Genomic DNA, 19,382 nt, shown 5'->3' on the forward strand with positions numbered 1-19,382 from the left:
TTCATCTCACCAGGGCAGATATTCCTCAACATATGCAAGAAACCGCTCCACCGTCTCCCCCAAATACGGCCCCTCTTCATACGCCACCACGATTCTCATCGCATCGCGATAGGTGGAAAGACAGATCAGAAACCCATACGGCCAGCAGACACACGGAAGGAGGCAGACATCGGTGAGACCAAGGGAGCGACCGTCCCTTCCCACAAGCGGGAGGAATTCATCCTCACGGAATATACCGATATTCGAGAAGACCGGATTCTTCTGCCCGGTCGTCTCATACCCCTCCATCATCGTATCAAAGAACTGACGGACGGCGGGCATTCCCCCGGCACATATTTCTTCGTAGAAGAGGATGCATCCGAGACCCATCGCGGCACCCTCCGCCTTACGCTTGCGGGTGATTGCCGTCACCTGACCGATGACATCCTTCAGGCGGGCGTTTCCTCCGGCGGTCACGGTGACCTCGTATGCGACAGAGAGATTCATGGGTGGGAATTCCTCCGTTCTGTCCGTAACGGTGAGATGGCGCCGGAGGTCTGCGGAGGTGAGGAGCGATCGGGGAGCGTCGCAGTCTTCAGGGTCGTTGCGGACGGCATGAAAGGCGAGATAACAGGCCCCGATCATGATATCATTGATTGTGGCGCCATGCTCTTTCCCAAATGCCTTTGCCCGCCGGAGCCGATCGGGAGAGAGGGTCCGGGAGGCAATACGTGGTGTCCCACGCCCCGTTCTCTCTGTCGGGAACCGCCACCGGTCCACAAAGGGCTCCTCATTCTCCTGGGCTGCCTGCTTCTCCTCTTCCGTGAACCGGGAGAGGAACGGGTGCATGCTGCGGTCGTACCACCCGGTGGGAGCGGGGCGGAAGTCCGGATTTCGCAGGAGCTCTCCATACGTGGTAAAGAGGGTGCGTGCAAGGTCCCGGAGGCCGCCTGCGTCACAGAACCCGTGATGACAGGTGACCGTTACCCGGTCTCCCTCCGTTTCGCGTGAGAGGGTGATCCGCAGTTGCGGCCCGCAACGGACATCGAGCGGAGCAGGCGGCGTTGTGGGAGGAAATGCATTTGCATCCATCCTGTCCTCCTCTTCATTCTCCGGAAGATAAACAAACGCCCGCCCCCACTCCGTTTCCGGGGTCTCCTCCCAGCGGGGCATCCCGTCCCCTTCCGCAAACCGTGACCGGAGATAGGGGTCTCGTTCCAGGAGGCGCCGGGTCGCCGTTCTGAGGATATCCTCGTCCAGCTCCCCGTCGAAAGCAAAGACGAGGTGCATCGTCGGGTCGTAGATGCGCTCGAAATAGACATTGAAGAGGTCGAAGGCAGGTGCCGGACGGGAGGAGGGGAAAGTCATACAGAAGGATATTCTCCCGGAAGAGGATATGTGTGTTCCCGATTGTTCCCGGCCCTTTTGGTTACACCATGATATTCCCAACCCTTTCCCTGCACTCATACTTACACCTAAAATAAGTCCGAATATCCAACAAAAAGAATAATCATACCCACATTGACGGATTTACCCGTATCGTTGCACTCATACCAAAATCACACATACAACCACAACCAGTCACCCACACTACACCGTCATTGAAATACTGAATGTTTGGGTATTTGTGTGTAATATTCCTATACTCTCTGTACTCCTCTCTCTAGTACTATCTTCTGTACAGGAATACTCAACAGTATGCCTGCGATGTATTGTTGCACTTCTAAGAACATTCAGATGCAAAATTGGTGAAAAGGTGGGAGGATTTATTCCACTCTTCTCTCTGCCGGAGGGACAATACCCTGAACAGGACAATGAAGACAGGTGAAGAGGTTCAAACCACTAACCAGTTTGTCAGAGATACCTGACAATATTGGACAGAACCTGCAAAGGAAGACCCCACCATTCACCGTTCCATTTCCCCGCCATTCACCGGCAGAACAGTTCTGCCAGGTAAGGGAAAGATTTTGGAGAATCGTAACAGACTCTCAGTATGAAGCGACTCCCGAAGGTGAAACGTGACTGACAACCATCCTGCCATTTACAGTGCCGCAGTCGGCATCAGTGCCGGAGCAATCGTCACCGGGATCATACTTCTCTTCTCGAAAGGATGGATGCGCCTGAATTCGTATAACCAGACCATTCTGGGAATAGGAATCATACATATGTATGCATCTCTTCTCTTAGTGCTCTTCTTCGCCGGATGCTGCATCCCCTTTATTCTTTATAACAGTTCACGACGCACAATACTCCTGCATGCCGCCCTGACCGGTCTCATCGCCGCAGGCGTGGCCCGCATCCTGCCGTTCGTCGGGAGGCCTGCCTATCTGATCTCCTCACTTCTCTCAACCATCCCGCAACTGCTCATCATCCTCGCCTGCGGATTACTGGTAGTCGTCTTCGGGGGACTCTTTGCCTCATTCATCAGGAAGGATGAAGAACAGGGATTTGCACCGCTCATCCCGCTCGCCATTGTTACCATCGCGGTGATTATTCTTCCGCTGCTCCTGGTCCCTGCCGGCATATCCACCGGCATCATTCCCCCCACTTCATATGACACCGCCACACCTGTCTCATCCCATGGGAGTAGTATGTCTGTCGTAGCCTATCGGAGCGCAGTGTACGATCCACCGACAGATCTGTGGGTGCTAAAACTCTCTCCGGAAGGCGCCATAGAATGGGAACAAACGGTGGACATCAGCACCTATGACCGGGCAGATGCCCTCACCGAATCTCCTGCCGGATATGCCATAGCCGCAACAGAATCCGGGCAGGAATACCTTACCGTGCATCTGGTACGGTTTGATAGCGTTGGCGCCTACACCCGTCTGCCGGGCACAAACATCGAATTCAGCCCGGTCACATCCATCGTCCCCGCACCGGACGACGGATTTCTCCTCGCAACAGAAACGCCGGAGATCATGCACATCACGACCACGGGAGAAACCCTCTGGAGAAAATCGCTCGCAAACGGGAGTCAGGGCATGGCACCGGTCTCCCTTCTGGCCCGTGATGACGGCACCTTCGTTGCCGCCTGGGCAGACCAAACCGCCTGTCTGGATGCAAACGGGACCATGCTCTGGGATGTATCTCCTGATGCAATAGGGAGCGGACCATCCTTAGCCATCCTTACGGAGGCTGATAATGGCGGCGTTCTTGTCTGCACGGAAGGGAAGCACATCAGGGCCAATAATCAATATATGGTTTATCCGGTGGTAGTCTGTCTCAGTGCAGACGGCACAGTCATGTGGGACCAATCCTTCGGAAGCGGAATCGCAGACACCCTTTTGGGCGTCTGGCAGAACGGTACGGGACATACCATCCTCTACCGCACCATCACATTCCCAAAAAATCTCTGGGGCAACGTCGTGCATGCATACACCAGTCACCTCATCAGCCTGAGTGACGATGGAACGGTTACCGGATTTCAGGAAATACCTGATTCCGGCGGAGACGTGATCCCGTCACTATACGGAGGATTCCTCTCACTTGACACAGGGGAGTCCACCATCACCGGCACCGGATATAATGCAGGAGGACAGGAACTCTGGACACGGGAATACGACGTGCAGGCGAATCCTTACTCTCTCCGGGGTATCGGAACAACAGACGGCGGGTATCTCATCGCCGTCTCCTCTCCGTCATGAAATCCCGGAGAGAAACAGCAGAATCCACAGGGCAGCAAGAGGCAGAGCCAGAATGCGTGGAAGGCTCTCCTTTTTTGAAGCCATCCATCCGATCAGCCCGAGACAGAGAGGCAGGATCAGATGATACCCTGCAAACCTGGCCAGATACGCTGTATCCATGGGATACATTGCAAAGCCCGGAGAGAGGAGAATCAGGAGAATCAAAAACACGTATGAGAAAGTGCCTGCAAGGAATGCCCGGATTGCATCACCGGTCAGACACCCAAACAGCATGGCTCCTGAGGGATACCCGAAGAGCATAATGAAGGCGAGAACCGGGTACACATACATTGCAGCGGTGAGAATCGCAAAGCCGAGAAGATAGAGGAGAAGAAGAACGTTTTTTCTTTCAGGACTCATCTGTTCATACCGTTCTCTCATGAGAGAGGGATTCCATCTTCTCCGCCATGAAGGTTTGCCGGGATACCCGTCTCTCCGATGCATGCCAACCTTTACCATGCTGTACAGGAAAAATCCTGTTTATGGGCCACAGGATCTGCGGATGCGATAAGACCGCCCTCTTTGTGAAAGCGGAAGCCCGTATCCGTAACCGGATAAAGGGCATCGCAGCATTCTGCCTTATTCTTTCATTGATATTCTCCGCCGGATGCATCACAGAAGACTGCGGCACAGAGATGCCAAAAGATACCGTGAACGGGACACAGTTTTCCGGCTGGTCGCAGTATCCGTCCATCTCCGGCGACGGAAGATATGTGGCCTTTGTCACCGGCGCCGACGACCCGGAGCGGCCATTCATGCAGTATCCGGCAGACATCCGAATACGCAGTCAGGAAACAGGCCAACTCATAAGCGTCAAAGCGTCTGCGGCACTCCCGGAAGAATACGCCATATTCACCTATCCCTCGCTCTCCGGCGATGGCAGATACTGTGCCTTTGAAGCAGCATCCCGCATCTCAAAATCAGATTACATCACAGAGAAAACCGGCCTCTACGGGATCTTTGTCTTCGACGGGGATACCGGAGAAACCACCTGTGTCTCGATGGCCTCCGACGGCACCCGGGGAAATGCCCGGTCGGAACACCCCGTCATCTCAGACGACGGCCGGTATGTCACCTTCTCTTCATGGGCAACCAATCTGGTGGAGAATGATACGAATACCGTCGCGGATGTCTTCCTACATGACCTGCAGACAGGAGAGACCGGCCGCATCACCCGGGGAAGCGGGGCATCCGGCCCGTCCGCCATCTCCGGCGACGGACGTATGGTTGTCTTCGCGTCCACGGCATCTGATCTGGTGCAGGGCGATACCAATGGAGGGACCGATATCTTCACATACAACCGCCTGACAGGTGTCACCACCCGTGTTTCGGTCTCTTCAGACGGCACGGAGGGAAACGACTCCTCTGTCAGCCCCGATATTTCAACAGACGGCAGATTTGTCTCATTCCGGTCATGGGCCGCCAATCTGGTGGAGGGCGATACAAACGGCGTGGATGATGTCTTTGTGCACGACTGCCTCACAAGAAAGACCACCCGTGCGAGGGATGCGGCACCCGGCACCTTTGAGCTGGGGTGGTCACGTTCACCTCCGCTCTCCGGGGATGGACGGTATGTAGCATTTGAATCTGCTGCCGAAACCCTGGTTGCGGGGGACACGAACCGGATGGAGGATGTCTTCGTCTATGACACCGAGACCGGAGAGACAACACTCATATCGGTCGCTTCTGACGGAAACCCCGGGAACGGGAACTCAAACGCCCCTGACCTCTCCCATGACGGCCGCTATGTGGTCTTTGTATCCGGGGCATCCAGTCTGGTGGAGGGGGATGAGAACGGATATGCCGATGTGTTTGTACATGACCGGAAGACGGGCAGAACCACCATGATATCCTGCTATCCGGACAATATGACTCCGGTTCTGCAAAGGGAGCAAACCACCGGAAAAACCGTACCTGCATAGAATAATTGCCTCAATGCCGGGCAGGAACTGTTCAGATCCCCGGCTGGTATCCGGTAAGGGGGCAAAAATAGTGGTGGGATGGCGGAGCAGAAAGGCTACCGGACGCGGCCGGCATCCACTACCGCCGCCTTCATGCGGGCGATGTAGTCCGAGAGTTCCCGCTCCAGTGTCTCCGCATCCCCGGCATACCTCTCGACAATCTCCACAATGGCACTCCCAACGATAACCCCGTCCACACCGGCCGCCACTGCCTGCCGGGCATGCGTTTCTGTCGCGATACCAAAGCCAAGGGCAAGCGGCATTGTGGTCTCTTCCCGAACCCTCTGTATCAGGGGAAGAGCGGCATCCGAGAGCGTGGTGCGTTTCCCGGTCACCCCCGAGAGGGAGACCAGGTAGAGAAAGCCCCCAGCCATATCGGCAATCTGTTTCACCCGCTCAGAGGGGGTGGTCGGTGTCACCGTGAATATCGGTGCAATCCCGGTCTCTGTTGCATGCTCCATCACCAGATCCGCCTCCTCAACCGGCATATCGACGATCAAAATGCCGTCCACTCCGGCCTGCTTTGCCTCACGATAGAACCGTTCCGGCCCGCGGGCAAAGACCGTGTTGCAGTAGACGAGAAGGACAATCGGCACGTCCGACTCCTTCCGGACCTCCCGGACCAGTTCAAAGGCCGTATCGGTCGTTGCTCCGGCACAAAGCGCCCGTTCATCAGCCCTTTGGATGACCGGGCCGTCACCAACCGGGTCGGAGAACGGGATGCCGAGCTCCAGAATGTCTGCTCCGGACCGGATGATGGTCTGCGCCGACAATAGGGAGGTCGCATAGTCAGGATCCCCTGCCACCGTGAAGGCAATGAAGGCCGGGCGTCTGAATACCTCTTCAAAACGGTGCATGCACTACCTCCCGTGAGATGTCCTTATCCCCTCTCCCGGAGAGGTTGACGATGACGATGTCATCTCTATCGAACCGGTCCTGCTCGCGGAGGAGGTAGGCAACCGCATGCGACGACTCGAGCGCCGGGATGATGCCTTCCTTTCGTGAGAGGTAGCGGAAGGCGTTCAGGACTTCATCGTCCAAAACGCTTCCATACCGCACCCGTCCGGTATCTTTGAGCATGCTGTGCTCCGGTCCTACCGCCGGGTAGTCCAGTCCTGCTGCGACAGAGTAGGTGTCCAGCACCTGTCCGTCCGCATCCTGCAGGAGGTATGAGAGAGCGCCATGGAGCACGCCCGGGGTGCCGCCGCCGAGCGACGCCCCGTGGTCACCGGGGCACTTCCCCCGGCCACCCGCCTCAACGCCGGTGAGCGCTACATCATCCTTCAGGAAGGGATGGAAGATGCCGATGGCATTGGACCCGCCACCCACACAGGCGATCACCTCATCGGGAAGGCGGCCCTCGTGCTCACGGATCTGCTGCCGTGCCTCAATGCCTATGACGGTCTGGAAATCACGGACCATCTCGGGATAGGGGTGCGGGCCGACGACAGACCCGAGGATGTACGCCGAATCCTCAGAGGTGGCCGCCCATTCCCGCATCGCCTCATTGACTGCATCCTTGAGAGTCGCCGTGCCGCCGGAAACCGGGATAACCTTCGCACCCATCAGTTCCATGCGGAATACGTTGAGCTGCTGGCGTTTGCAGTCAGTCTCACCCATATACACCTCAACGGGAAGACCCAGGACAGCGCCTGCAATTGCGGTTGCAACACCATGCTGACCAGCCCCGGTCTCGGCAATCAGCCGTTTCTTACCCATATGGCGGGCAAGAAGGCCCTGTCCAAGGGTGTTATTGAGTTTATGTGCCCCGCTGTGAAGGAGGTCTTCGCGCTTGAGATACACTTTGCATCCCATATCTGCCGAGACATTCCGACAGAAGGTCAGAGGGGTCTCCCGCCCGGCATACTCTGTCAGGTAGAACGCAAGTTCATCCCTGAACGCATCTGTCGGGCATATTGCCTTTCGTCCTTCTTCGAGTGCCGTCACCGCCGCCATCAGGGTCTCCGGGACAAACTGCCCGCCATACGGGCCAAACCGTCCGGTGCTCATGTAAACCTCCTGCATGTACGGATGAACGCACGCACCAGAAGCGGGTCCTTGATGCCGGGACGGTATTCAACCCCGGAAGCCACATCAAGGCCATACGGGCCAAGGGCCACCGCAGTCCTTACATTCTCCGTGGAGAGACCTCCTGCGAGGATGACCGGAAGTGATGACGTCTCCAGCACCTGCCGGGCAAATTCCCGGTTGAAGGGCAATCCCTTCCCCCTGCTTGCATCGATGACGACCGCGTCACAGGGTTGCGATGGTGTCTCTCCGGGGGCAACCATTCGCAGGACGCGGGCACGGGTTGGGGGGAGAGAGACCTCTGCTCCCACCTGCACCACTGAAGGACAAAGAGCCAGCATCTCATCGATTTCTTCCGCATCATTCGTTGCCGTCACACAGACACCGGTCGTGAAGGGCCCTAGGGCGTCGAATATCTCTCCGGCACACTCCGGTCCGACCGAACGCGGTGAATCACTAAAGAGAACCACGCCCACGGCATCGGCTCCCGCCTCTTCTACACAGCGTGCGTCCTCAGGTGAGGTCACGCCGCAGATTTTTATGCGCATACCAGTTCCTCCAGTACCATCTTCGGATCGTCTGCTGACATGAGCACGGTCCCGGCAAGGAAGGCGTCGGCATGGGGAGCCGTCCGACGGATATCCTCCGGCCCCCTGATACCGCTCATCGAGACGACAATCCTTCCGGCATTCCGTAGCGGGCCTGCCAGTGCAGCGGTTGTCCCCCGTATGACCTCCATTGTCCGGAGGTCACGGTTGTTGATGCCGATCAACTCCGCCCCGGATGCACGTGCAAGCTCAGCTTCCGCCGGTGTGTGCACCTCGACAAGGGGTTCCAGGCCCGCTCTCCGGGCAGCAGAAACAAATTCACCCGTACGCCCGCCCAGAAGGCCTGCAATCAACAGCACGGCATCCGCACCGAGGGCTCTCGTTTCTTCAATCTGGCGCAGATCGGTGATGAAGTCCTTCCGTAACACCGGAAGAGAGACCGCATTCTTTACCACTGCAATATCGTCCGGACGTCCCCCGAAGTAGTCAGGTTCTGTGAGGACCGATATCGCCGCACATCCTCCGTTCTGGTATTCTTCGGCAATTTTTCCCGGATCTGTTCGTTCCCGTATCTTCCCTGCGGAGGGAGAGGAAAACTTGATTTCTGCAATCACTGCATGCCTGCCCTGCACGGACAGGATGGCCTCTTTCAGGCTCAGCGGAGTCATTTTCTCTCCACTCTCTTCAGGCTCCCGGATACGAAGCGCTGTGTTTCTGACAATATCATCGAGTATCATTGGGTCATTCCTCCGGTCATTTCCAGAAGAGTGTTCAGTTTTTCCTGTGCACGCCCGGAGTCGATGGACGTCTCCGCACGGCTGATGCCCTCCTCAAGGGAAGCCGCCCGTCCGCCGATGCAGATCGCGGCCCCGGCATTCAGAAGCACGATGTCGCGGGCAGGCCCCTCGTCTCCCCTGAGCACCTTCCTGAAGATCGCGGCATTGTCCTTGTCGTCACCACCAGTCAGCGCCACAGGATCTGCCTCCGGGATGCCGAAGTCACTGCATCGAAGTTCATACTGTTCAACGGTGCCGTTCTTCAGTTCTGATACCTGCGTCACGCCGGTCGTCGTTATTTCATCGAGCCCGTCGCCATGGACAACCATCGCACGTTGTGTACCGAGGATCATCAGGGCCTCTGCCACCATCTCTGTCAGTTCCGGACGATATACGCCGAGAAGCTGGGCCTCTGCCCCTGCAGGATTTGCAAGCGGGCCAAGAATGTTGAAGAGGCTTCGTGTCCCGATCTCCTTCCTTGGTCCTGCCACCGATTTCATGGCCGGGTGATGAAGAGGGGCATACAGAAAACCAATGCCAATCTCTTCAATGATGCGACAGGTCTCTTCCGGCGGGATGGTGAGGCAGACGCCCAGCCGCTCCAGCAGGTCCGCTGAACCGCACCGGCTGCTCACACTTCTGTTTCCGTGTTTGACGACCGAGATCCCGGCACCCGCCGCAACAAACGCAGCTGTCGTGCTGATATTAAAGGTCCCCCGCATATCGCCGCCTGTACCGCAGGTATCAACGAGTGTGCCCGTCACCTGCGGGCGTATTGATGCGGCATGCTCCCTGAGCACCGCCGCACAGGCAGCAATCTCTGCCGTGGTCTCACCCTTCATACTCATTGCAGTCAGGAAAGCACCAACCTGTGCATCGGTTGCCCTGCCGGTCATCATCATCTGCATGGCGGATGTTGCCTCACCTGTGGTGAGATTCATCCGGGCTGCCGCCTTTGCAATGCTCTCCTGCATCACCGGCATCCGCTCCCGAGGAAGTTCTCCATCAGGTGGAGGCCCTGTTCAGTGAGGATGCTCTCCGGATGGAACTGGATGCCCTCCACCGGATAGTCCCGGTGCCGGACGCCCATCACATACCCATCATCGCAGCTGACCGCAGTCACCGCAAGTTCATCGGGAAGGGTGTCTTCGTCCACGACGAGGGAATGATACCGGGTCGCGGTAAACGGATTTTCAAGCCCTGAGAAGACCCCGCTTCCGTCATGGGAGATCTGCGAGGTCATGCCGTGCATCATGTTCCCTGCCCGAACGATTGCTCCCCCGGATGCGTAACAGATCGCCTGATGGCCAAGGCAGACGCCAAGTGTCGGGATCTCGCGGGAAAAGGTCTTGAGAGCATGGAGGGAGAGACCGGATTTCTCAGGCCTTCCGGGACCGGGGGAGAGAACAACCCGTTCGATATCCCGGAGAGGAACTCTCTCCGGCGATTGATCGTTTTGCACCACCACCGGTTCTGCACCCAGACGGCCAATCATCTGGCAGAGGTTGTAGGTGAAACTGTCGTAGCAGTCAATCACAAGTACCTTCATACTCCTTCCTCCGCCATCCGGATCGCGGCAAGCATGGCTCCCGCCTTCATCCCGGTCTCTTCATACTCCTTCTTCGGCACAGAGTCGGCGACAATGCCCGCCCCTGCCTGCACCGAAGCCTTCCCGTCCTCTATGATGACTGTCCGGATGGCGATCGCAAGGTTCAGGTCTCCGTTCAGCCCGATGTAGCCCACCGCCCCTGCATAGATGCCCCTCGGGTCATCCTCAAGTTCATCAATTATCTGCATTGCCCGTATCTTCGGCGCACCGGAGACCGTGCCTGCGGGAAAACAGGAGGTGAACGCATCAAACCGGTCGCAGTCATCGCGCAACTCACCGCTCACCCGGGAGACGATATGCTGCACGTGAGAAAACTTCTCAACCTTCATGAACGTCTCGGGAACAACCGAGCCGTATCTGCACACCCGACCGAGGTCATTGCGTGCAAGATCGACAAGCATGAGGTGTTCTGCACATTCTTTTTTGTCTGCAAGAAGGTCGCGTGCAAGCTCGATATCTTCCTCCCCGTTTCGTCCCCGCGGACGGGTGCCGGCGATGGGGACGGTTGTGACCGTGCGTCCCTCAACCCGCACCAGCATCTCCGGGCTGGACCCGATGATCTGCTGCACTCCAAAGTCAATGAAATACATATAATTGCTCGGGTTTACGTAGCGGAGGGCGGAATAGAGGGCGATAGGTGGTGCCGTATAGGCGCACTCCATCCTTCGGGATATGACTGCCTGGAGAATCTCCCCTGCATGGACATATTCCCGCGTCTGTGCCACCCGCTCCTCAAAGGTGTCCTGTGCGATGTTTGACGTAGGACGTATCTCTCCGGTACCGTTGTCACTCTTTGTTTCTTCTGCTGCTTCCGGTGTGCACAATATCGTTTGCATTCTCCGGACTGCGTTCTCATATTCCTCTTTCGGGTCTGAGTCTTCGGTAATCAGCGGATAGCTGAAAAGATGGGTCTCATTCGTATCGTGATCAGTGACAATGCTCTCCTGTGTTAACATGAACCGGGCCACCGGTTGATCGCGTTTCACCGGTTTCCCGTTCTTTTGACGCCCGGATATTTTGTTAAAGAGCGAATAGATGAGATCATAGGCAAAGTAGCCGGCAAAACAGCCGGTGAACTCCGGGGTATTCTCTGCATGTATTGTAAAAGCGTCAACAATGGACCGTATTGTTTCAACCGGCGTTTCCCCTGCTGCCGCCCGGCGTGCACAGGCAACATATTGCTCATCACCCGTCAGGCTAAGAGTTTCACCAATTGTGATGGTTAGTACTGGCTCCATTCCCATAACCGAATGACGTGCATCCCGCCTCTCCCGATCAAGGGATTCCAGAATAAATCCACACTCTTTCACCGGGGGAAAATTTCCTGCCATTTTCGTGCAAAGAGGGATTATCAGGGGCTTTGTGTGTTCTTTTGCAATTCTTTCAAATGCTTCTCTCGTCAGATTCAGTTTCATAGCGGTTTCCATTCCACCGGCATCACCATTGTACATAATTGTACTTCATTGCATATATATGTTGTACGAGGTTGCAACATTGACATCCGGACCAGAGGTCCCCCCGGCAATACGATTGGAAGGTGCATTCAACGCATTTTTAGAGAAACGGGAACCAAACATGCCGCTTTCGTCGCATAGTTATCATCGCCAACCATATATCCCGGTCAGAGAGATAGTTATCCAAGGGGGAGATACTCATGCCACCCGTAATCAAAACAGAGAATTATTCAAAGGTGTTCGGAGACCTGAAAGCCGTTGATTCAGTCAGTCTTTCTGTTGAAAGGGGCAGACTCTTCGGCCTTCTCGGACCAAACGGCTCGGGGAAGACAACAATGATCAAGATGCTCACGGGACAGATGAATCCATCATCCGGGACGGCAGAGGTGCTCGGGATTGACCCCTCAGCCGATCCTGTTGCCGTCCGTGAGGCAGTAGGCATCATCCCCGAACAGGAGACACCACCCAGTTTTCTCACAGCAGTTGAGTATCTCGCATTTGTCGGAAAAATCCGGAATCTGGAAGATACGGAAGAACAGGCCGAATGGTGGTTTGAGTTCCTTGATTTCCGGGACAAAAAGGACGTGCTCTGCAAGGACCTCTCCCGGGGCACACGCCAGAAACTGATGTTTGCACAGGCATTTCTCCACACACCGGAGGTCGCCCTCATCGATGAACCCCTAATCAATCTCGATCCGGTCATGCAACGGACGGTGAAGGAATTTCTGGCAGAGTATGTCCGCTCCGGGAAGACCATCTTTCTTTCAACCCATATCCTGGAAATTGCAGAGGATATCTGCACGGACTTTGCCATCCTCCACAAGGGGAAACTGCTCCACACCGGACGGGTAGACGAACTCACCGGAGCAGACATTCACCTTGATGATTTCTTCATGGACCTTGTCAAACGAGGGAGAACGGATGTTTGAACTCTTCACCGTGATGTTCAAAGAAGAATGGCGGATGCATTCCACGCTCTTTGGCAGCCTGAACTTTGCCCTGTTTCCGGTGCTTATCTGTGCCATCGCCTTCATGGGTGCCTTCCTGCTGCCCCTGATCGGCACCGTGATGGACATCTCTGTCCTTGTCATCCTCGCGCATGGGAACTTTGCCCTGCTGGGAATCATGGTCGGCTCATTCGGTATAATGGGAAAAGAGATCATGAACCGGCGATTCGGGCAGGCAAGCCTCATCGCCTATTCGGCACGCAGCCTTCCCGTATCAGAAAAACGGTTATTTCTGAACTTTGTCGTAAAAGACATCGTGTATTACTTCATCCTCTGGGTATTGCCGTTCTGCATGGGCTTTATTCTGGCAGCACCGGTTCTCGGGATGAGCCTGTATTATCCGTTTCTCACCCTGCTGACACTCACCCTTTCGTTTCTCACCGGGCTGTGTGCAGTGTTCCTGTTATCATCCGGATATTCCCGGAGCAAAACAGCGTTCGTCATCGTGATTGCAATTCTGGTGCTTGCGGCCGCCCTGTTTGTATTCGGATATAACGGGGAAGCAACCGCTCTTTTTCCCCCGCTCGCGGTATTCTATTCATTCTCAGCAGGAACCCTCGTCATATCCGTGGGGGTCATCCTTATCCTGTTTGCCCTCTCGATGGTCTTTTTCACCTCAGAATACCAGAGTGCAGAGAAACATTACACAAATCGCCTCATCCCGCTTTCCCAAAGGCTCGCCATGCTGCCGCAACATGATCTGGTTGCAAAGGATTTCATCGATCTGTATAGGAGCGGGATCGGCATCGGACAGACACTCTTCTCATTTCTTCTGCCGTTGGGCCTGATCTGGATGATCCTCTCAGTGATGGGAGGGTTTCTCTCACCAGAGAAGGTATTGTTCATGTTTGCAGTAGTAACAGGCGTGATATCCTCAACAATGTACACCTGGCTGACCGAGTTTGATGCGGTTGCGTCCTATATGTTCCTGCCTCTGCGGGTATCGTCTGTGATGAAAGCAAAAATTGAGTCGTTTACCGTCCTCCAGATAGTTCCCGTCATATCTCTGATCTGCGTCGCCCTTTCTTCCGGCACGGCTGCATACATTCCGCATGCCCTCGTAATCGCTCTTTCGACATCCTTTTTTGCTCTCGCGGTCATGGTACGGTTCTGCGGACTTGCTCCTTCTACCCTGATCTACAATGCCAGAATATTTCTGACCTATATCCTTCTCACGGGACCCGCGGTACTCATACTCATCACACTCACCTTCGCGAGTCCGCTCTTTGCCTTTGCAGGCATTATTCTCCTCGTTCCTGCATGGCATCTCATCCAGAGCGGTTTTGAGAAATGGGACAATACGGACGTTGCAGGGTTTTAACTCCTAACGATATCATCAAAAAGCCGGGGGTGGACATCGGGCGGGGGAAAAAAGAATATTACAGGGTTTCTGCGCCGTTCATATACGGACGCAGCGCCTTGGGGATGACAACCGTCCCATCCTCTTCCTGGAAGTTTTCCATGATTGCACGAATTGTTCTGGTGGTCGCCACCGCTGTGCTGTTGAGCGTATGGAGGGGATATTTGTTCTCGAAATCGTGAGCGTCTCTCGCCCGGATATTCAGCCGCACCGACTGGTATGCCGTACAGTTGGAGCAGGAAACAACCTCGCGGTATGCCTCTTCACGCGGCATCCAGACCTCCATATCATATTTCTTCGCGGCAACGGTCCCAATGTCACCGGTACAGATGTTCACCACCCGGTACGGGAGGCCAAGCATCTGGAAAATATCCTCCGCGTTTTTAAGAAGCTCTTCATGCAGCGCCCACGAATCCTCCGGTTTGCAGTAGACGAACTGCTCGACCTTGTTGAACTGATGTACCCGGAAGAGCCCGCGGGTATCAAGACCGTGCGACCCGATCTCACGGCGGAAGCAGGGACTTACTCCGGCGAGTTTGAGCGGGAGGTCTTTTTCTTCAAAGATCTCGTTCATGTACATCGCAGCCATCGGATGTTCGCTTGTGGCGATTAAAAACTCGTCCTCGCCGTCAATCGCGTACATCACGTTCTCAAAGTCTCCGAGATCGGTGACGCCCTCATACGCGGCACGGTTCATCATATAGGGCGGCATGACAGGGGTATAACCACGCTCACCAAGGACATCAAGTGCCAGACGCTGGAGGGCAAGGTCCAAAAGCGCCAGATTGCCTTTCAGCATATAAAATCCGGAACCGGAGATCTTTGCCGCCCGTTCGAATTCGGCAAGGCCTTTTTCTACTGCAAGTTCGCCGTGATTCCTGATTGCAAAGGAAGGAAGGGCAGTCTCCCCCCAGGTCTTTACGAGGACATTCTCTTCATCGTCTGCTCCGACCGGAACACTTTCGTGGAGAATGTTGGGAATCCGCATCTGGTAATATTTTATTTTTTCGTTGATCTCCTCAAGTGCGGCCTCAGCGTCCTTTATTTTCGCAGGAAGGGATTTTGCCTCTTCAAGAAATCCGGAGATATCCTGTTTTGCTTTTTTTGCTTCCTTTATTTCCCGGCTGATAATATTGCGCCGGTTTCGCATGGTGTTTATTTCAGTCTGCATCTCACGTGACTGAATATCTTTTTCCAGCAGATCGTCAATCCAGGCAAGCTTTTCCTCATCTCCCCTCTTTGTGAGGTCCGCCCTGACGACATCCGGGTTGTTTCGAATAAATTTCAGTTCAAGCATAACTTCATTCAGTTATGCCCATCATATGGGATTATTGTTACGAGGGCCCGAGGCGGGACCGTATCTGCACTCCCGCGAATCATCGGAAAAACGGGAAAGGGAGAGAAACCCCTCACAGCCTGCCACAACAGGATGAGCAGGAAAAATACATCTATTCATCACAGGGGGTGGTATCCTTCCCTGACATTCCGGGGAAGAGCGGGACGGTGCAGATCATCTTCAGCATTCCCTCCCCCGTATTCATGAACATGTGGTTCTCACAGGGAAGAATATAGAGAGCATCACCCGCACCAACGGGAGTCTTTTCCTTGTCATCCCCGACAACGACACCCTCCCCTTCGAGGATGTACACCTCATGTTCTTCCTTGTGCCGGTGCCACGGCGAGTGCCCGCCAGGGGCAAATTCCATCAGACGAAGGGCATATCGCGGGCAGCCGTCATCAGCGGTCAACAGGAACCGGGCGTGCATACCGGAAACACCCGGCTTCTTAATCTCTTCGGCGGGAACATCATCTGCGTGTTTACGGATCATATACGCATGTACTGACGGTGAAGGAATGTGATAAAGGTATCACAGTTATCACCCTGGGCCTGTATGAACAGCATAAGTTAACAGCATAAGAAACCACCAGCAGGACATACCTGTCGGCCCGTCACCACAGGCAGGATGCAGGCAGGGCATAGAGATTTCCGGCTCTTCGCTGTTCTGTGGGGGGGTACAAAAACAATTGTTGTGAATGCGACACTCAGTGACTTCGAAAAGCGGAGAACGAAGTCCTTCTGAGCTCTTCACAAACACCTTCAATTTTTCAGAATCCCTTTTTCAGCATTATATGGAGCAAGGGGGTGCTCGTCCACCCCCTTGCGACCTCCTTCGCCTGAGGGGGAGGGGCGGGCAGGGATGGGGGTACCCCCTCCCTTGCCTTTCTTTTCAGTATACGGGTTACCCATTTAAAATAGCGAAGAACCATATTTCCGTTCAGGAATCGTACTCTTCCGTAATTTTCTGCATCCATTCCGGAATCCGTATCCCATCCTGCGGATAGAATTCCCGGACATACGGCTTGATATCAATGACAGGGCTTTTATCAATCGCATCCAGTCCCAGAACCGTCAGGACATTTCCTTTGACCCGGACGAGAGGAACGACTTTTATCAGCACCGGATTCGGTCGTGCCGGACTGCAGGTACAGAAGAGCCCGGTGAGGGGATTTGTCGTGACACCCATCGGGTGAACCTTTTTGAGCGAACGGCCGTCTTCTGTGATTTCATGCCCCCAGTAGATAATGACCAGATGGGAATACGCTTCGATGTCTTCACACAGTTCAGCATATTCCTCTTTGAGAATAATTTCCGATACTGCGTCAGGAACGTCACGAAATTTCTCCATCGCCTCTTCGAATGCACCGTTCAGTTTCAGCCCGTCCTTTCCGGCGACAAGAGGAGGTGTTGCTACAGTGTTTCTGACGATTCCGATAGGGCGCAGAATCATATCTCCATACACCTCCTCGAAATTGATCATATCCGCTTCATTCGCCGAATCAGATGAATTCTCAGTATTGGTATACATAATAAACTCCATTATCTCTCAGACAATCCTGTAAAAGGGTATTGCCATTCAGTAAATAAGAAAAATCGTATTTTACAACATGCCACATACGCCCTCAGACCCGGATACACCAAAAGCTGCCATCAGGCACGACCCGGCGCATTCAGATATGGCACGGACGCCCTGACGTGTGTTATTCCTCGCACTCGCCTGTTTCTGATTCGAGTTGGGCGGCCCGATGACAGATGGCAGTCAATAGACCGGATTCAAATGCAGATTCAAGCGCCCCCTCACAGAACCGCTCCTGCCGGATGACCACCGTCAGGAGGCGGGAGAGCTGGTCCGGCGTGGCACAGGCCATGCAACGGGGGTCATCACGCAATCCTTCCGCTTCCGCCGTGTGTACCCAGTCGGGCCCGTTGAAATCTGTATTGACCCAGCCATGGGTATAGGCCATCCGGACAAAAGCATCGGCATCATCCGAGAAACAGAAATCTGGCATCGTCATAACGTCGGGCTTTACTTATTTTGATTCAGCCCATTCTCCGAATGTGAAGCCCGCGTCTTCAAACTTCTGCAGAAAGAGAGCAAGTTCATGGAGGCGCTCTTTTAGTGTGGCCAATGGCAATGAGTCTGTTTTTATCATCAGTTATATAGCTCCTCATATTCCCTCAATTCAGGCACATAAAAATACGGGGAAAACGTGAATAAATTATTCCCGGATTTGAAAGCAGTGCACCAGAGAGAAGAGTGGATTGACAATCCGGGCAGACGGAAATCCCATCACGTGTCCGCACCCGTGAGGAAAAACAGATCTCCACCATATACGAAATATCTATGATATAACCTGTGATTCACAGAGAACACTTTTAAGCAAGAGTACTAGTATTTATATCATAGTGACAGGGAATGCAGGCAATGGAGTATCACCATCTGTGGGGGAGTGATCCCGATGACGCATAGAAGGATTTTTTATTCTACATTATTAATAGTGATAGAGTGAGCGGTAACATCCGTGTGGCCGCCACCATGATACGGGGGATAAAAAACGGTATCACCGCAATTAAAGAAACCGACAGGCGAAAACGGGCCAAAAACTGAATGTACCAAATAATCGATGAACTCCGCCGGTTCAATACTATCGCTGTCGAGCGGGAACTGTGGATAATCGGATTATAATGCGAGACAAACACCCTCTGGGAACAGGTTGGGAAATAGGGGAAAATACCGGATTAAAGGATGAGAACGGATCTGAAAAAAGTTATTACAGTGGTGAGGAGAGTGTACGGGACAGATCTCTCGTGCTTTGACGAATCGATCCTTTCCAAATCGCTTCAAACCCGGCGTACCGAGACCTCGTCTGGAACAGTTGATGACTATTGTGAGTATTTGTCAGAACATCAGGAGGAGGCAGACACACTCTCCCGCTCCCTACAGAACGCCCACAGCGAATTCTTCAGAAACCCCCTCACCTTTGCCCTGCTAGAATCCCTTGTACTACCCTCCCTTTTGATGGAACGGCAGGGGGCAGAGAAGGGCGGCATCCGGATCTGGTCTGCCGGGTGCGCCGCCGGTGAAGAGGCGTATTCGATCGCAATCCTGCTCAGTGAACGAGCCATGGCATCAGAACAGCCCGTCCCATACCAGATATTTGCCACCGACATCTCAGAAGATGAACTCGCACATGCAAAAATCGGGGAATACGATGCGGCAAAGGTGCAGAATGTACGCCTGAAGCATCTTCACACCTACTTCCATTCACACGGGGATACCTATACGGTCATCCCGCGACTTCGGGACCATATCGATTTTTCCCGGTACGACCTGCTGGACGAGCACTCCAGCAGCCCCCCGACGAGCATCTACGGGAATTTTGATCTTATCATATGCGCCAACCTGCTCTTTTATTATCGGCCGGAAGTCCGGCAGTACATTCTGAACAAACTACACCGATCTCTGGTCCCGGGAGGGTATCTCGTAACCGGAGAAGCTGAGCGGGAGATGGTTGAGCAGGCAAACGACATCTACCCGGTCTTCCGACCGGCAGCAGTGTACCGGAAGAGTAGCAGGACGAATATAAAGACATAACAGAGAACCGAGAGGGAAACAGCAGCATGCAGACAGGAGG

Annotated in this window: 20 protein-coding genes; 5 read left to right on the forward strand and 15 right to left on the reverse strand. The window is 54.4% G+C overall.

What is annotated here, in order from left to right; translation table 11 throughout:
• Window positions 1-6: 6 nt before the first annotated feature.
• Window positions 7-1,347: a condensation domain-containing protein gene (locus tag OU421_RS03955; RefSeq protein ID WP_268187311.1), complete on the reverse strand. Its 1,341-nt coding sequence runs from the start codon at window positions 1,345-1,347 to the stop codon at window positions 7-9.
• Between the two features lie 650 nt (window positions 1,348-1,997).
• Here OU421_RS03955 and OU421_RS03960 point away from each other — a divergent pair.
• Window positions 1,998-3,626, forward strand: a complete 1,629-nt coding sequence (locus OU421_RS03960) for a PQQ-binding-like beta-propeller repeat protein (protein ID WP_268187312.1) — start codon at window positions 1,998-2,000, stop codon at window positions 3,624-3,626.
• Here OU421_RS03960 and OU421_RS03965 read toward each other — a convergent pair.
• The gene (locus OU421_RS03965; protein ID WP_268187313.1) at window positions 3,621-4,046 is read right to left on the reverse strand and encodes a hypothetical protein; all 426 of its coding nucleotides are present in this window, start codon (window positions 4,044-4,046) and stop codon (window positions 3,621-3,623) included. The genes OU421_RS03960 and OU421_RS03965 overlap by 6 nt on opposite strands.
• A 101-nt stretch (window positions 4,047-4,147) precedes the next feature.
• Here OU421_RS03965 and OU421_RS03970 point away from each other — a divergent pair, with 101 nt between their 5' ends.
• A complete protein-coding gene (locus tag OU421_RS03970) occupies window positions 4,148-5,587 on the forward strand; it encodes a TolB family protein (protein WP_268187314.1) in 1,440 nt (479 codons plus the stop codon).
• Window positions 5,588-5,682: 95 nt separating this feature from the next.
• Here the strand turns inward: OU421_RS03970 and trpA are convergent, their stop codons facing one another.
• The 7 genes from trpA to OU421_RS04005 are packed head-to-tail and all read right to left on the reverse strand — an operon-like array spanning window position 5,683 to window position 12,038.
• On the reverse strand, window positions 5,683-6,483 hold the full coding sequence (trpA, locus tag OU421_RS03975; RefSeq protein ID WP_268187315.1) for a tryptophan synthase subunit alpha: 801 nt from the start codon (window positions 6,481-6,483) through the stop codon (window positions 5,683-5,685).
• Window positions 6,470-7,636, reverse strand: coding sequence for a tryptophan synthase subunit beta (trpB, locus tag OU421_RS03980; protein ID WP_268187316.1), 1,167 nt, complete (start codon window positions 7,634-7,636; stop codon window positions 6,470-6,472). Before trpB ends, trpA begins: the two co-directional genes overlap by 14 nt.
• On the reverse strand, window positions 7,633-8,202 hold the full coding sequence (locus OU421_RS03985; RefSeq protein ID WP_268187317.1) for a phosphoribosylanthranilate isomerase: 570 nt from the start codon (window positions 8,200-8,202) through the stop codon (window positions 7,633-7,635). Before OU421_RS03985 ends, trpB begins: the two co-directional genes overlap by 4 nt.
• Complete coding sequence (locus tag OU421_RS03990) at window positions 8,193-8,939, reverse strand: indole-3-glycerol phosphate synthase TrpC (protein WP_268187318.1); 747 nt, start codon at window positions 8,937-8,939, stop codon at window positions 8,193-8,195. Before OU421_RS03990 ends, OU421_RS03985 begins: the two co-directional genes overlap by 10 nt.
• The gene (trpD, locus tag OU421_RS03995) at window positions 8,936-9,955 is read right to left on the reverse strand and encodes an anthranilate phosphoribosyltransferase (RefSeq protein ID WP_268187863.1); all 1,020 of its coding nucleotides are present in this window, start codon (window positions 9,953-9,955) and stop codon (window positions 8,936-8,938) included. Before trpD ends, OU421_RS03990 begins: the two co-directional genes overlap by 4 nt.
• Entirely contained in the window at window positions 9,952-10,527 is a 576-nt protein-coding gene (locus OU421_RS04000) for an anthranilate synthase component II (RefSeq protein WP_268187319.1), read from the reverse strand. Before OU421_RS04000 ends, trpD begins: the two co-directional genes overlap by 4 nt.
• Complete coding sequence (locus tag OU421_RS04005) at window positions 10,524-12,038, reverse strand: anthranilate synthase component I family protein (RefSeq protein WP_268187320.1); 1,515 nt, start codon at window positions 12,036-12,038, stop codon at window positions 10,524-10,526. The genes OU421_RS04000 and OU421_RS04005 overlap by 4 nt, the downstream gene beginning before the upstream one ends.
• A 203-nt stretch (window positions 12,039-12,241) precedes the next feature.
• Between OU421_RS04005 and OU421_RS04010 the strand changes: the two genes are divergently transcribed.
• Window positions 12,242-12,970, forward strand: a complete 729-nt coding sequence (locus OU421_RS04010; protein WP_268187321.1) for an ABC transporter ATP-binding protein — start codon at window positions 12,242-12,244, stop codon at window positions 12,968-12,970.
• Complete coding sequence (locus OU421_RS04015) at window positions 12,963-14,369, forward strand: hypothetical protein (RefSeq protein WP_268187322.1); 1,407 nt, start codon at window positions 12,963-12,965, stop codon at window positions 14,367-14,369. Before OU421_RS04010 ends, OU421_RS04015 begins: the two co-directional genes overlap by 8 nt.
• A gap of 58 nt (window positions 14,370-14,427) precedes the next feature.
• On the opposite strand, the gene serS is transcribed toward OU421_RS04015, so the two are convergent.
• The 6 genes from serS to OU421_RS04045 all read right to left on the reverse strand — a co-directional run bounded on the left by serS (window position 14,428) and on the right by OU421_RS04045 (window position 17,900).
• On the reverse strand, window positions 14,428-15,705 hold the full coding sequence (gene serS / locus OU421_RS04020) for a serine--tRNA ligase (protein ID WP_268187323.1): 1,278 nt from the start codon (window positions 15,703-15,705) through the stop codon (window positions 14,428-14,430).
• A gap of 151 nt (window positions 15,706-15,856) precedes the next feature.
• Window positions 15,857-16,237 carry a cupin domain-containing protein gene (locus tag OU421_RS04025; RefSeq protein WP_268187324.1) on the reverse strand — a complete coding sequence of 127 codons (381 nt, stop codon included), beginning with the start codon at window positions 16,235-16,237 and terminating at the stop codon, window positions 15,857-15,859.
• Between the two features lie 269 nt (window positions 16,238-16,506).
• Window positions 16,507-16,656 (reverse strand): hypothetical protein, encoded by a 150-nt coding sequence (locus tag OU421_RS04030; protein ID WP_268187325.1) that lies wholly within the window; start codon window positions 16,654-16,656, stop codon window positions 16,507-16,509.
• A 28-nt stretch (window positions 16,657-16,684) separates the two neighbouring features.
• A complete protein-coding gene (tsaA, locus tag OU421_RS04035) occupies window positions 16,685-17,275 on the reverse strand; it encodes a tRNA (N6-threonylcarbamoyladenosine(37)-N6)-methyltransferase TrmO (protein ID WP_268187326.1) in 591 nt (196 codons plus the stop codon).
• A gap of 172 nt (window positions 17,276-17,447) precedes the next feature.
• The gene (locus OU421_RS04040) at window positions 17,448-17,762 is read right to left on the reverse strand and encodes a DUF6508 domain-containing protein (protein WP_268187327.1); all 315 of its coding nucleotides are present in this window, start codon (window positions 17,760-17,762) and stop codon (window positions 17,448-17,450) included.
• Window positions 17,763-17,777: 15 nt separating this feature from the next.
• Window positions 17,778-17,900, reverse strand: coding sequence for a hypothetical protein (locus OU421_RS04045; RefSeq protein ID WP_268187328.1), 123 nt, complete (start codon window positions 17,898-17,900; stop codon window positions 17,778-17,780).
• A 635-nt stretch (window positions 17,901-18,535) separates the two neighbouring features.
• On the opposite strand from OU421_RS04045, the gene OU421_RS04050 reads away from it, so the two are divergent.
• A complete protein-coding gene (locus tag OU421_RS04050; protein WP_268187329.1) occupies window positions 18,536-19,342 on the forward strand; it encodes a CheR family methyltransferase in 807 nt (268 codons plus the stop codon).
• Window positions 19,343-19,382: the final 40 nt, after the last annotated feature.

The sequence above is a fragment of the Methanogenium organophilum genome (assembly GCF_026684035.1).
GTDB classification, from domain to species: Archaea; Halobacteriota; Methanomicrobia; order Methanomicrobiales; family Methanomicrobiaceae; genus Methanogenium; species Methanogenium organophilum.